13 protein-coding genes are annotated in these 14,028 nt (G+C 56.5%); 7 read left to right on the forward strand and 6 right to left on the reverse strand.

Annotated features, from left to right (window positions below; genetic code table 11):
• Positions 1-31: 31 nt before the first annotated feature.
• Positions 32-226: a ribbon-helix-helix protein, CopG family gene (locus BM205_RS12825; RefSeq protein WP_092415087.1), complete on the reverse strand. Its 195-nt coding sequence runs from the start codon at positions 224-226 to the stop codon at positions 32-34.
• Between the two features lie 173 nt (positions 227-399).
• Between BM205_RS12825 and BM205_RS12830 the strand changes: the two genes are divergently transcribed.
• A complete protein-coding gene (locus BM205_RS12830; protein ID WP_175511260.1) occupies positions 400-1,545 on the forward strand; it encodes a PA0069 family radical SAM protein in 1,146 nt (381 codons plus the stop codon).
• 20 nt (positions 1,546-1,565) lie between these two features.
• Here BM205_RS12830 and BM205_RS12835 read toward each other — a convergent pair whose 3' ends face one another.
• Together BM205_RS12835 and trxB are read right to left on the reverse strand one after the other, a co-directional pair.
• Positions 1,566-2,216 (reverse strand): Smr/MutS family protein, encoded by a 651-nt coding sequence (locus BM205_RS12835; protein ID WP_092415018.1) that lies wholly within the window; start codon positions 2,214-2,216, stop codon positions 1,566-1,568.
• A gap of 98 nt (positions 2,217-2,314) precedes the next feature.
• The gene (gene trxB, locus BM205_RS12840; RefSeq protein WP_092415019.1) at positions 2,315-3,271 is read right to left on the reverse strand and encodes a thioredoxin-disulfide reductase; all 957 of its coding nucleotides are present in this window, start codon (positions 3,269-3,271) and stop codon (positions 2,315-2,317) included.
• 345 nt (positions 3,272-3,616) lie between these two features.
• Here trxB and BM205_RS12845 point away from each other — a divergent pair, with 345 nt between their 5' ends.
• Positions 3,617-5,956, forward strand: coding sequence for a DNA translocase FtsK (locus BM205_RS12845; protein ID WP_092415021.1), 2,340 nt, complete (start codon positions 3,617-3,619; stop codon positions 5,954-5,956).
• A 14-nt stretch (positions 5,957-5,970) separates the two neighbouring features.
• Positions 5,971-6,666 carry an outer membrane lipoprotein chaperone LolA gene (gene lolA / locus BM205_RS12850; RefSeq protein ID WP_092415023.1) on the forward strand — a complete coding sequence of 232 codons (696 nt, stop codon included), beginning with the start codon at positions 5,971-5,973 and terminating at the stop codon, positions 6,664-6,666.
• Positions 6,667-6,703: 37 nt separating this feature from the next.
• On the opposite strand, the gene fdxA is transcribed toward lolA, so the two are convergent.
• The gene (fdxA, locus tag BM205_RS12855; protein ID WP_092415025.1) at positions 6,704-7,036 is read right to left on the reverse strand and encodes a ferredoxin FdxA; all 333 of its coding nucleotides are present in this window, start codon (positions 7,034-7,036) and stop codon (positions 6,704-6,706) included.
• 279 nt (positions 7,037-7,315) lie between these two features.
• Between fdxA and BM205_RS12860 the strand changes: the two genes are divergently transcribed.
• Positions 7,316-8,623, forward strand: coding sequence for a replication-associated recombination protein A (locus tag BM205_RS12860; RefSeq protein WP_092415027.1), 1,308 nt, complete (start codon positions 7,316-7,318; stop codon positions 8,621-8,623).
• Between the two features lie 47 nt (positions 8,624-8,670).
• Here BM205_RS12860 and BM205_RS12865 read toward each other — a convergent pair whose 3' ends face one another.
• Positions 8,671-9,384, reverse strand: coding sequence for a GntR family transcriptional regulator (locus tag BM205_RS12865; protein WP_092415029.1), 714 nt, complete (start codon positions 9,382-9,384; stop codon positions 8,671-8,673).
• Between the two features lie 532 nt (positions 9,385-9,916).
• Here BM205_RS12865 and BM205_RS12870 point away from each other — a divergent pair.
• From BM205_RS12870 to BM205_RS12880, 3 genes are read left to right on the forward strand one after another with little or no spacing between them, the layout of a single operon-like run.
• Complete coding sequence (locus tag BM205_RS12870) at positions 9,917-10,999, forward strand: porin (protein WP_217646044.1); 1,083 nt, start codon at positions 9,917-9,919, stop codon at positions 10,997-10,999.
• A gap of 41 nt (positions 11,000-11,040) precedes the next feature.
• The gene (locus BM205_RS12875) at positions 11,041-12,516 is read left to right on the forward strand and encodes an NCS1 family nucleobase:cation symporter-1 (protein ID WP_092415031.1); all 1,476 of its coding nucleotides are present in this window, start codon (positions 11,041-11,043) and stop codon (positions 12,514-12,516) included.
• 2 nt (positions 12,517-12,518) lie between these two features.
• Positions 12,519-13,262 carry an aspartate/glutamate racemase family protein gene (locus BM205_RS12880; protein ID WP_092415033.1) on the forward strand — a complete coding sequence of 248 codons (744 nt, stop codon included), beginning with the start codon at positions 12,519-12,521 and terminating at the stop codon, positions 13,260-13,262.
• A 3-nt stretch (positions 13,263-13,265) separates the two neighbouring features.
• On the opposite strand, the gene BM205_RS12885 is transcribed toward BM205_RS12880, so the two are convergent.
• Positions 13,266-14,021: an aspartate/glutamate racemase family protein gene (locus BM205_RS12885; RefSeq protein ID WP_092415035.1), complete on the reverse strand. Its 756-nt coding sequence runs from the start codon at positions 14,019-14,021 to the stop codon at positions 13,266-13,268.
• Positions 14,022-14,028: the final 7 nt, after the last annotated feature.

Genomic DNA, 14,028 nt, shown 5'->3' on the forward strand with positions numbered 1-14,028 from the left:
CAAATGGATGTTTCGCCTGCCGACAGCAAGGTTATTTTTTGCCCGGCTTGGGCGTCTTGATGACGGCTTTCGTCGCGTAGTCTACGTCATGCCTCTCAAGGTACTCGCGGATCATCTGGCGGATCACCTGGGATGGCGTCAAGTCTTGCGCAAGACATAGCTCATCGAACGCTTTCTTCTTGACCGGATCGATCAGGATTGTAAGTCGCGCAGTTTTTGATTCCATGGGATGAATAAGTATTAATGATAATTTGATTATCATTATACACAGCTCGCCTGGCACATCCGAGCGATCCGATTGCCTATTTCATAGACCCAAAAAGGAGTTGATGGCTTATTGTTGCAAACTGCAAAATTTGCAGTAATATACTGTATATACATACAGTAATTGGCGGCATGATGTCAGAATTCCAAAAGAAACCTTTACCCCAGGTGATCCAGTTTCAGGCGCCAGGCGCAGCGCGCAAAGGCCGTGGCGCGACCAACAACATGCAAGGTCGCTATGAAGTCGCCCAGCGCGAGGATTTTGATGATGGCTGGACCGTCGAGGACGGGCAGCTTGAGCCGGCAGCGGTGCGGACTGTTGTCACCGAGGAACAAGCAAAGAGCGTCCTTAGCCGTAATGCATCGCCGGATTTGCCATTCAATGTGTCACTGAACCCATATCGCGGATGTGAACATGGGTGCATTTACTGCTTCGCCCGGCCATCCCATAGCTACCTGGGTTTGTCGCCCGGACTGGATTTCGAGAGCCGGATTTTTGCCAAGGTCAACGCGCCTGAAGTATTACTCAGGGAGCTGGCCAAACCTTCCTATATCCCGGAATCGATTGCGCTGGGCATCAATACCGACGCCTATCAGCCATGCGAGCGTGAATTGAAACTGACCCGGCGCATCTTGCAAGTGCTGCACGATTGCGAACATCCGCTCGCCTTGATTACCAAGTCATCCCTGATAGAGCGCGATATCGACCTGCTGGCCGGCATGGCGGCTAAACGGCAAGCGGTGGTGGCCGTCACCATCACCACGCTTGATCCAGCCATCGCTCGTACCCTGGAGCCGCGTGCCGCCGCGCCGGCGCGGCGTTTGCGCACCATCCGTACGCTGGCCGAGGCGGGTATTCCGGTCAGCGTCAGCATTGCCCCGATGATTCCGTTTATCACCGAACCTGATCTGGAACGGGTGATAGAGGCAGCGGCCGAAGCCGGTGCGGTGCGCGCAAGTTACATCGTGTTGCGCTTGCCGTGGGAGGTGAATCCGTTGTTCAAGAACTGGCTGGATGCGCATTTTCCTGAGCGCGCCAATCGCGTGATGAATCGCATCCGCGAGATGCGTGGCGGCGCCGATTACGATGCCGATTTTGCTACCCGCATGCGCGGCGAGGGTGTATGGGCGGATCTGTTGCGGCAGCGCTTTGAAAAGGCCTTGATCCGGTTCGGCATGGCGCAGCGCGGATCGTTTGCGACGCTGGATGCAAGCCGCTTCCGGCGGCCGTATGTGCCACCGGAAAAAGACCTGCTGTCAGGTCAGTTGGGTTTGTTTTAACGAGAGGCGGCAGAAGGGCGTCATGAGGCGGGCTGGCCCTTGAGCAGCACCAGCAAGGCGCCGGAACCGCCTTCCGCGGCAGTGGCCTGGCAGAAGGCCAGTACTTCTTCCTTCTGCACCAGCCAGTTGCGGACTTTGGATTTCAACACCGGTTCCTTGTTGACCGAGCCGAGTCCCTTGCCGTGGATGATGCGGACGCAGCGCCAGCCGCGCTTGGCAGCCAGGCGCAGGAATTCGGCCAGGGCTTCGCGTGCTTCTTCGCGCCGCAAGCCGTGCAGGTCGAGCTGTTGCTGGATGGTCCAGTGGCCGCGCCGCAGCTTGCGCATGACATCGGGGCCGATGCCATTGCGGGCAAAGCTGAGCGATTCGTCGCTGTGCAGCAGGGTTTCGATGGTGAAATCGTCCGACAGCGACTCTTGCAGCGCTGCTTGTTCGTCCGCCAGATGCTGGCGCGCGATCGGCAGCGGGCGCGGCACGCTGGGAGTGAATTTGGGTGGTACGGTCAGTGGCTTGACGTTGCCTATGCTGCTGCGAAAGATATCGGCGTCGCGTAGTGCTTCCTGTTCGCGGCGCAGGCGTTCGGCGGCAGCGGCCTGACGTGCTTCGTCCTGCGCCTTGAGTTCCTTGCGCATCGACTTGAGAGCGTTGAAGTCCTTGATCGGGCCGGCCATGATGTGTGGTTCTACGAGTTTTGCAGGACTGCTAACCGGAGTCGGAATCGTGGAATCGAAAGAATAAAAATCCCGATCCCGGTTAACAGTGTAACGCTTTAGTCTTCCAGGAAGCGCTGTGCATCCAGCGCCGCCATACAGCCGGTGCCGGCGCTGGTGATGGCTTGGCGATAGATGTGGTCCTGGACGTCGCCGGCGGCAAACACGCCTGGCACGCTGGTGGCGGTGGCCATGCCTTCGAGACCGGTTTTGGTCTTGATGTAGCCATTGTGCATTACCAGCTGGCCGTCGAAAATCTCGGTGTTCGGTTTGTGGCCGATGGCGATGAAGACGCCGTGCAGCGTGATCGGCGTGATGCTGCCGTCGGCGGTCGACTTGATGTTGATGCCGGTGACGCCGCTGGCGTCGCCGGTGACTTCATCCAGCGTGTGGTTGTACTTGATGACGATCTTGCCCTCGGCCACTTTAGCATTGAGGCGGTCGACCAGGATCGGCTCGGCGCGGAACTTGTCGCGGCGATGGATCAGGGTGACCTTGCTGGCGATGTTGGACAGGTACAGCGCTTCTTCGACCGCGGTATTGCCGCCGCCGACCACGGCGACTTCCTGGCCGCGGTAGAAGAATCCGTCGCAGGTGGCGCAGGCGGACACGCCTTTGCCCATGAAGGCTTCTTCCGACGGCAAGCCGAGGTATTGTGCCGAGGCGCCGGTGGCGATGATCAGGGCGTCGCAGGTGTACTCACCGGAGTCGCCGATCAGGCGAAATGGTTTTTCCGATAATTTGGTGGTGTGGATATGATCAAAAATGATTTCTGTCTTGAATTCTTCTGCGTGTTTGAGCAGGCGTTGCATGAGTTCCGGACCTTGCACGCCGTGCGGATCGCCGGGCCAGTTCTCGACGTCGGTAGTGGTCATCAGTTGTCCGCCTTGCTCGACGCCGGTAATCAGCACCGGGTTCAGGTTGGCGCGGGCGGCGTAGACAGCGGCGCTGTAGCCGGCAGGTCCGGAGCCGAGAATCAAGACATGGGCGTGCTTGGCGGGTTTGGTAGTGGTCATGTGTGCCCTCAGGTAACAGATATCAGGTAACTGATCATGACAGCGGATTTATCGCGGGTAGCGGATAAATATTGTCAAGATCATCAAATTGGGTGCAAAAACTCGGTAAGATTATAGTCTACACGTGTGCGGTGCATCAAAATTCCATGCCCGCCGATCCTGCTCTTTTGTCTATGTTTCAATTGGAAACATCAAACACTGGTTATATATATAGGTATTGGGTGCATAATTTCAACTTACGGTTACATGCTGAGCAGCAATCTGTAACCATCGAGCAGTAATTGTCGAGCAGTAACTGTCAAGATATAACAACGTAGCAACAACGTAGCAACACTCACCGGATTTATGACTAGAACAAGCCAAGCCTATACCCGCAACACCAAACCGCAGGAAGCGCAGCCGCTGCCGAGCCGTCTGGTCCGGCTTTTGTATGAAGCGCGCTGGATCGCTTATGCAGTCGTCACAGCCTATCTGATCATCATTTTCGCCAGTTACTCGAAATCCGATCCCGGCTGGTCGCACGCCAATGTGGTGCCGCATCTGCACAATTGGGGCGGCCGTGTCGGCGCCTGGCTGTCCGATCTCATGTTGTTCGTGTTCGGCGCTTCCGCATGGTGGTGGTGCGCGCTGCTGTTGCGCACCTTGTGGCAAGGCTACAAGCGCATTTCGCAGCGTTTCCTGGTCGATAAAAAAGGGGAGCCGGAACATCATCAGGAAGGATTGATCCGCGGCGCCGGCTTCGTCTTGATCTTGATCGGCAGCATGGGCATCGAATACACCCGCATGTCGACGCTGCACATGCAGCTGCCGCGTGCGCCAGGCGGGGTCCTGGGCCAATTGATCGGCAGCGGCGCGCAAACCGCCCTGGGTTTCACCGGTTCCACTTTATTTTTGCTATTGCTGATTGCGCTGGGCATCAGCCTGTTTTTCCATGTCTCATGGCTGACAGTGGCGGAGCGCATCGGCGCCGGCATTGAAAATGGCGTGCTGTGGCTGAAGGATTTGTATGTGGCCCGCGAAGACCGCAAGGTAGGGCAGGTTGCTGCCGTCAAGCGTGAAGAGGTGGTAGTCCAGGAACGCGCCAAGATAGTGGTGGCGCCGCCGATCAGGATAGAGCCGCAAATCGTCGCGGTACCGAAATCGGAACGGGTCGAGAAAGAAAAACAAAGCGCCTTGTTCACGGATCTGCCGGACACCAACCTGCCGCCGCTGTCGCTGCTGGATGAAGCGCCGCCGCAGCAGCAGACAGTGAGCGTCGAAACGCTGGAATTCACCAGCCGCCTGATCGAGAAGAAGCTTTCCGATTTCGGGGTGCAGGTCAAGGTAGTGGCTGCTTATCCCGGACCGGTGATTACCCGCTACGAAATCGAGCCGGCAACCGGAGTCAAGGGCAGCCAGATTGTCGGCCTGGCGCGCGATCTGGCGCGCTCGCTGTCGCTGACTTCGATCCGCGTGGTGGAAGTGATTCCCGGCAAGATGTTCATGGGCCTGGAGTTGCCTAACCCTAAACGTCAAATTGTGCGTCTGACCGAGATTCTCGGTTCCAAGGTGTATAACGACGGCGTCTCCAGCCTCACCATCGCGCTCGGCAAGGATATCGCCGGCCATCCGGTGGTGGCGGATCTGGCCAAGATGCCGCACTTGCTGGTGGCTGGTACTACCGGTTCGGGTAAATCGGTGGGCATCAACGCCACCATCCTGTCCTTGCTCTACAAATCAGATCCGAACCAGGTGCGCCTGATCCTGATCGATCCGAAAATGCTGGAACTGTCGATTTACGAAGGCATTCCGCATTTGCTGGCGCCGGTGGTGACCGACATGCGCCAGGCCGGCCATGCGCTGAACTGGGCGGTCAACGAGATGGAGCGCCGTTACAAGCTGATGTCGAAAATGGGTGTGCGTAACCTGACCGGTTACAACCAGAAGATCACCGAAGCCGACAAGCGCGAAGAGAAAATACCGAACCCGTTCAGCCTGACGCCGGACGCGCCGGAACCGCTGGAAAAATTGCCGACCATCGTGGTCATCATCGACGAGCTGGCCGACCTGATGATGGTCGTCGGCAAGAAGGTGGAAGAACTGATCGCGCGTATTGCCCAAAAAGCACGCGCCGCCGGCATCCACTTGATTCTGGCGACGCAGCGCCCATCTGTAGACGTAATCACCGGCCTGATCAAGGCCAACGTGCCGACCCGGATCGCGTTCCAGGTCAGCAGCAAGATCGACTCGCGTACGATTCTCGACCAGATGGGGGCGGAAGCGCTGCTCGGCATGGGCGACATGCTGTACATGCCGCCGGGCACAGGTTTGCCGATCCGCGTGCATGGCGCGTTTGTTTCGGATGAGGAAGTGCATCGGGTAGTTGATTACCTGAAGGAGCAAGGCGAGCCGAATTACATCGAAGGGATACTCGAAGGCGGCGTGCTGGAAGATGGCGGCGACGGCGCGATCGGCGGCGCAGCTGCCGGCGGCACCGAAGGCGACGAACTGTATGACCAGGCGGTGGCGGTGGTGCTGAAGAACCGGCGTGCTTCGATTTCGCTGGTACAGCGCCATTTGCGCATCGGCTACAACCGTGCGGCGCGCTTGCTGGAACAAATGGAAACAAGCGGGCTGGTCTCAACCATGCAATCCAATGGCAACCGGGAAATCCTGGTGCCGGCTGGTAATAGCAATACGGAGTAATACGGAGCAAAAATATGCAAAAGAAAATTACCGCCAGTATCATCGGCAGCAAGAAAAGCAACATGTTTGCGAAATTCAAATCGGGGCGTTTGATCGTCGGCTTGTCGTTGACCATGGCCATGCTGCCGTCGCTGGCCAACGCCAGTGCGCTGGAACAGTTCAAGTCCTTCGTCAGCAGCACGCAATCGGCCAAGGGCGAGTTCTCGCAGCAACTGGTGAAAATCGACGCCGGCAAGGCGCCGAAGGTGACCAGTACTTCCAGTGGCATTTTTATCTTCGCCCGGCCGGGCAAGTTCATCTGGACTTACCAAAAGCCGTACGAACAGGTGTTGCAAGCCGACGGCGACAAGCTGTATATCTACGACAAGGATCTGAACCAGGTCACCACCAAGAGCCTGGGCAATGCGTTAGGTTCGTCGCCGGCGGCGATTCTGTTCGGCAGTAACGACCTGGAGAAAAATTTCGTGCTGAAAGAAGGCCAGGTCAAGGATGGCATGGAATGGCTGGAGGCGACGCCCAAAGCCAAGGACACTACCTTCGATCATATTGGCATCGGCTTGAAGGATGGTTTGCCGCAGGCGATGGAATTGCGCGATTCATTTGGCCAGGTTTCGCTGCTGACGTTCAAGAACTTCGTCAAGAATCCGTCACTGTCTCCCGGGCAGTTCAAGTTCGTCGTGCCTAAGGGCGCGGACGTATTGAATCAATAATGTAGTTGAGTAGGGTGGGCACGCATTTGTGCCCACGTTACGCCAGTTTAAGGAATTCCAGCTTATTGGCGACTTCGCGCCAGGTTTCATGGTCAGGCAGCGGCGCTTGTGAGCGGGTGATCGGTTTCCAGTCCGGATGAGTGGCCAGGCGGGCGTTGATTTCGATGAAATGGCGTTGCTCGTCGGGCAGGTCGATTTCGTTATAGATCGCGCCGACCGGACATTCCGGCACGCACATCGAGCAGTCGATACAGTTGTCCGGAACGATCACCAGGAAATTCGGCCCTTGTCGAAAGCAGTCCATAGGGCAGACATCGACGCAGTCGGTGTATTTGCAACGGATGCAGGAATCGGTGACGACAAAAGGCATGGAGTGGCGGAAATTGGTTTCTGGACAAAATCGACAGCGATTCTCTCATAATCGCCATTTTTGCGCCGAAGACCCCGGTTAGTGGACCACGGAGCAGAAGCAGTAAAACACAAAGAAACAAACCGGCGATAAGTGACTTGCCTTTCTCCGAAGCCGTGATGTGGGGTCAGAGTCAAGTTTCGCGATAAAGCCCGCGAAAGTTGACTCTGACCCCAGATCACTATGTCGTCGATGCGCATCCGCATCCAAACAACGAACATTTTTCACCGAATCATCCCTATGTCCGATCTCTTCAAAGTAGAACCCACTCCACCATTGGCCGAAGCGCTGCGTCCGGCGACCCTGGACGAGGTGATTGGGCAGAGCCATTTGCTGGGTGCAGGTAAGCCGCTGCGGCTGGCGTTTGAATCGGGCAAACCGCATTCCATGATTTTGTGGGGGCCGCCCGGTGTCGGCAAGACCACGCTGGCGCGCCTGACTGCGAATGCCTTCGACTGTGAATTCATCCCGTTGTCGGCAGTGTTTTCGGGCGTCAAGGATATCCGGGCTGCGATGGAGCAGGCGCAGCAATACCTGGCGCAGGGCAAACATACAATCTTGTTCGTCGATGAAATTCATCGTTTCAATAAATCGCAGCAGGATGCCTTGCTGCCGTATGCAGAATCGGGCCTGGTAACCTTCATTGGCGCCACTACCGAAAACCCTTCGTTTGAAGTCAACTCCGCTTTGCTGTCGCGGGCGCAAGTGTATGTACTGCAGGCGCTGAGCGAGGATGAGCTGAAACAGTTGCTGGCACGCGCGCAGGAGCGGGTGTTGTCGCATCTGCAGTTTGACGACGCCGCCGTCGATACCCTGATCGGCTATGCCGACGGTGATGCACGTCGATTACTCAATTTGCTGGAGCAGAGCGGCAGCGCGATCAAGGCTTCGGGCGTGACACAAGTGACCGCAGAATTCCTGCAAAATGCGCTTACCCTGAATGCGCGCCGTTTCGACAAGGGCGGCGACAATTTCTACGATCAGATCTCGGCCTTGCACAAATCGGTGCGCGGTTCCAGTCCTGACGGTGCGCTGTATTGGTTGTGCCGCATGCTGGACGGCGGCGCCGACCCCAAATACCTGTCGCGCCGGATCATCCGCATGGCCTGGGAAGACATCGGCCTGGCCGATCCGCGCGCGATGCAGATTGCGACCGATGCAGCGGCAACTTATGAGCGGTTAGGCTCGCCGGAGGGGGAATTGGCGCTGGGCCAGGCGGTGATTTATCTGGCTGTGGCAGCCAAAAGCAATGCCGGTTACAACGCCTTCAATCAAGCTATGGCGTTTGTCAGGAATGACAAATCGAGAGAGGTGCCGGTGCACCTGAGAAATGCGCCGACCAAGCTGATGAAGGAACTCGGTTACGGTCACGAGTATCGCTATGCGCACACTGAGCCGCATGCCTATGCGGCTGGCGAAACCTATCTGCCCGATGGCATCGGCGATCCGGGCTGGTACCAGCCGGTGCCGCGCGGCGTGGAATCCAAGATTGCCGAGAAAATGCAATTCTTGCGAAGTCTCGACGATGACGCCAATAGCGGCAAGTGATCGTTAAAAAGTGATCGCTAAACACAGCCGCTAAAAACGACAAGATATCAGCCCGCACGCACGGGCGAGAACAACTTGGCGAAATCGACTTCCTTGGGCTGATCCGTCTCGGTCAGCAGTTCGGAGGCGTATTCGCCGAGATGGTGTTCCATTAACCTGGCGGCGCGTTCCGCGTCGCCTTGCTCGATCGCATCCAGTATCCCAGTGTGTTCGTCGGCTGAGCAGCTATTGCGCTTCGGCGTTTCATACAAACCTATCAGCAAGGAAGTGCGGGCAATCAGGGTGCGCAGGTAGCCGCTCACGATATTGTTTTGATTGGCTTCGCTAAGCTTGATATGGAACTCGCCTGAGAGGCGGATCCAGTCTCCCCAATTGCCTTGTTCGCGCAGCGCGTGTTCTTTTTTTACCAGCGCGCGCAGCTCCGGCAATGTCTTGTGCTTGGCGGCCAGGCTTTTTACCGAGCCGCTTTCGAGGATGCCGCGCGCTTCAAACACTTCACGTGCTTCCTTGACGTCATGCATGGCGATCACGGCACCGCGATTCGGCTGCAAATCGATCACGCGCTCATGCGCCAATTTCACGAAAACCCGTCTTAACGTACCGCGCGTGACGCCGAATGCTTCGCATAGCGGCGCTTCGACCAAGCGTGTTCCGGGTGGTAATTGATGGTCGAGGATGGCGTTGATGATGGAGAGGTGGATGCGGGCATCGACTTCATCGTTGCTCAATTCGTCTTGCCGGATCCTGGAAACGGCGCTCATGCCACGGCCTCCATCAGTCGGTTCGGCAGTAATTCAGAATGATTTGAATTCGATATTGTGCACAATTTATACATAAATCGCCGGATCTTTTTCGAGGTGTTGCTACAGTATAAATCTTAAGTCCCAGTTCTGCACGACAGGTATTTTTTGCCGAATATCACACTTCTTCCGCTTTGCCTGACACCTCAAAAAAATGCGCCATTGCGAGGCATTCGCACAAAAATGGCTGCTTTCGCACGCAATTTGTGCGTCGTATAGGTATCAGGATCGCCAAATTAGTGGTGCGTTCATGCGTCCCATAATAGTCTGGTTTACCTATGGTCCATTCCTCCAAAGCATTGTGATGGGATCTCTTGGCACGGTTCTAGCTTATTGCCAATTCAGGATTGTGCACAATCATTAATCTGATTGTGAAAACTTTCCAGGCCTTTGGCCGACAGGGGGAACTGGCGTCTTGCAGCGATCAATCTGGTCGTGCCTGCCGGATGGCAGTAGCGGATTGGCAACCATACAAATACAGATAAGGATAGAGATGAACCCTTTATGCAAGCTGGGAGCAGCAATTGGTTTGTTGAGCATGACGGCAGGCGTTTTTGCGCAGACCAGCGTGACAGTGTCCGGCGTGATCGATACCGGGATTTCTTATGCGCGCAATGCCGGCAATGGCGCACAGAGCAAGGTGGGCGAAGCGGACAGCATTCTTGGCGTCTCTAATGTCGGCTTTAGCGGCAAGGAAGACTTGGGCGGAGGTCTGAAGGCTATTTTCAACTTGCAGGCCGGCTTCAATCCGGGCAACGGCGCGCAATCTGCCAGCGGGCAGCTGTTTTCCCGCAATTCATTAGTCGGACTTGCAAGTTCGGCCGGCACCTTGACCGTTGGTAAGCAATGGAATTTCAACGATGACTGGCTGGTAGGGAGCATTTTCAAAGGCGGCTATAACTCGGGTTCGATTTTCAAATTTTCTGAATTCGACGCCGTCAGTGAAATTTACAACAACACCGTCAAGTACGTGTCGCCGGCGATGAGTGGCTTCCAGGGCGGCGCAATGCTTGGATTTGGTGAAGCTGCGGGCAGCCTCCGCACCGGTCAGGTGTACAACCTTGCAGCCAGGTACCAGCAAGGGCCGTTACTGCTGGCTGCGACCTACGATCACGAACAGGGCGCAGGCGTTGTCGGCAGTGCCAGTGCTGACAGTACCTACAAGTTGACGACACTCGGCGCCAGCTATGGTTTCGGCGCGGTCACTACGCGGCTGGGCTACGCGCACAGCGATATTTCCGGTCCCGGCCTATTCCAGTCGATCCCGTCAATGACAGCCAGGAAGGCCTATGCGGTCGAGGCTGGCCTGGATTATGCATTCACGCCTGTGTTCACCGGTTCGGCTGACGTCATCTATCGCAAGAATACAACGCTCTCGAATGACAGCAAGGTCTACCGCTTGCTGGGCATCTACAGCTTGTCGAAACGTACCAGCCTGATCGCCAATATTGCCTATCTCAGCAATGCCGGCGGCGCTTCCGAATCACTGGTCGGCACAGACTCCACCGCGATCGGCGGTGGCTTCGCCAATCAAAGCCAGGCCGCGCTCGCGCTTGGCATCCGCCATTTGTTTTGATCGTTTGTCATGTTCACGTCATAGACTAATCAGGAGTCACGATGGAAAAGCACAATGCAGTTATCAAGCCTTCGTATGACGACAGGCTGACCAATGAAGACCTGGCGCCGTTGAAAAAACAAACCTGGGGCAGCTACAATATTTTTGCATTCTGGATGTCGGACGTGCACAGCGTGGGCGGTTACGTAACCGCCGGCAGCTTGTTCGCGCTCGGCTTGGGTAGTTGGCAAGTGCTGGCGTCGCTTCTGATCGGCATCATGATCGTGCAATTCTTCGCCAACCTGGTGGCCAAGCCTAGCCAGGTGACAAGTGCTCCCTATCCGGTCATCTGCCGTACCACTTTCGGCGTGTTGGGGGCGAATATCCCGGCCATTATCCGTGGACTGATTGCGGTGGCCTGGTACGGCATCCAGACCTATCTTGCATCCGGCGCATTCCTGCTGATCGTGCTCAAGTTTTCCCCCGAGATGGCAGTCTATGCCGACGTCAGGCAATACGGCTTTGTCGGCCTGTCTTACCTCGGATGGCTTGGTTTCATGGTGATGTGGGTGTTGCAAGCTATCGTATTCTGGACCGGCATGGACGCGATCCGCAAATTCATCGACTGGGCCGGCCCCGCAGTGTATGCGGTGATGTTCTTGCTGGCGATCTGGCTGATCAGCAAAGCCGGCTGGAGCAATATCGACCTGAACCTGGGCGGCATCAAATACAGCGGCACGGCAGCCATTCCGATCATGATTAATGCCATTGCGCTGGTTGTGTCGTATTTCTCCGGACCGATGCTTAACTTTGGCGATTTCTCGCGTTACGGCAAGGATTTCAAATCGGTAAAGATGGGGAATTTCTGGGGCTTGCCGGTCAACTTCCTCGGGTTTTCCCTGCTGACCGTAGTCTGCATCGCCGCCACCTTGCCGCTGTATGGCAAGTTGATCACCGATCCGGTCGAAATGGTCGGCCATATCGACAGCACCTTCGCGGTGGTATTGGGCGGCCTGACTTTCATGATTGCTACGGTCGGCATCAACATCGTCGCCAACTTTGTTTCGCCGGCATTCGATTTTTCCAATGTGGCGCCAAAACGGATCAGCTGGCGCATGGGCGGCATGATCGCCGCAGTCGCCTCGATATTCATCACGCCATGGAATTTGTTCAACAACCCGCAAGTGATTCATTACACGCTCGATATCCTGGGTTCTTTCATCGGCCCGTTGTTCGGGATTCTGATTGCCGATTTCTACCTGGTGAAGAAACAGCGCGTAATCGTCGATGACCTGTACACAATGGACCCGAAGGGCGCCTATTGGTATCGCAACGGCTACAACCCAAAAGCCATCGTGGCGTTGATTCCTTCGGCTGTGATTCCAATTCTGTGCGTATTGCTGCCTTCCCTTGGCAGCCTGGCCAATTTCACCTGGTTCATCGGCATGGGTTGCGGACTGGTGATTTATTGGACCATCAGCGTCAAGCAAGGAGTACCTGCGGCGGGGGTGACAGGTGCGGGAACGGCGGGTGTCTGATTTTGAAAATTAAAATCATCAATCCCAACACAACGTGGAGCATGACCGAGAAAATCGGTCTATGCGCGCGCCGAGTGGCCGCTGCGGGTACTGAAATTGTAGCGGTCAGCCCCGGCATGGGGCCGGCATCGATTGAAAGCCATTACGATGAGGCGTTGAGCGTGCCGGGCATCCTGGATGAAATCAGGAAAGGCGAAGCGGATGCTGTCGATGCCTATGTGATCGCCTGCTTCGGCGATCCCGGTTTGTATGCCGCGCGTGAAGCAGCGCGTGGCCCGGTGATCGGCATCGCCGAAGCGGCGATGCACGCAGCGAGCCTGATCGGCAACAGTTTCAGCGTGGTCACCACGCTTGAGCGAACCTGCGGCATCGCCTGGCATCTGGCCGAGATGTATGGCATGCAGCGCTTTTGTCGCAAAGTGCGTGCCTGCGCATTGAATGTGCTGGATCTGGAACAACCCGGTTCAGATGCTTACCGCATCATCCTCGCAGAATGTCGCCAGGCGATGCTGCAAGATAAGGTTGACAGCATCGTGCTGGGTTGCGCAGGCATGACCGATCTTTGCAAAAAGATTGAAAGCGAACTTGGCATCGCTGTGATCGATGGCGTGACAGTTGCGGTAAAACTGGCGGAAAGCCTGGTGCAGCTTGGCCTTAAGACGGGCAAGCGGCGCGACCTGGCTTTTCCTTTGCCGAAACCCTACACCGGTCTCCTGGAAAATTTTTCCAGGAATCAGGTGTTGTAAAAATCACAGATAGCCGTGTGAAAAACCAGGCGATACCGCAGCAGAGTGAAGCATGTTGACGACGTGATAGATGCCGAAGACGGGCAACCCGGTGGCGGTTTGCACCGCCGCGGCGTACGGTTGCAGGTTCGTGCATTCAAACAGGAGTGCGCCCAGATCAGGCGCTTCGGCCAGCATTGCCTGGCACACGCCTGTGACGTCGCGGCTGGTTTGTTCAACATCCAGGGAATAATCGGGATTGGTGGCGGTGTCCGTTGTGCCGAGGATGGTTTTGAAAGACTCGCATGATTCCATGCCTCGTACCAATAGCCGCCAGCCGGGATCGATACCCGCAGCGCGCAAATGGTCGGCGGACAGGTTTTGCGCATCGGCGGTGACGATGCCAATCGTGCGCTTGGGCCCGAGCATGCGCCGCAGCAGCGGAACCAGGAACAGGCTTGACGTAATCACCGGCACGTTCACCGCCTCGGCGATTTCATCCTGGACTACGGTAAGGAAGCCGCAGGTAGTGGTGATTGCGCGTACGCCATCGTTTTCCAGTTCTTTGGCAGCCTTAATAAATGCCGGCAGTAGCGCGCGTGCCCGATCCGGCGCCGCAACGATCTGGTCCGCCTTTGCCCCTTGCACCACCTTATAGCGCACCGGAAAATCAAACGTGGTGGCATTGCCGATATCACCGGGAATCCTCGGAAACTTCGTGTCCAGCACAAGAATGCCGACACTCTCGCCATATATGGCGCGTCCGCCGCGAATGATCATGTTTTCT

The sequence above is a fragment of the Collimonas sp. OK307 genome, assembly GCF_900113705.1.
In the GTDB taxonomy this organism is placed as follows: Bacteria; Pseudomonadota; Gammaproteobacteria; order Burkholderiales; family Burkholderiaceae_D; genus Collimonas.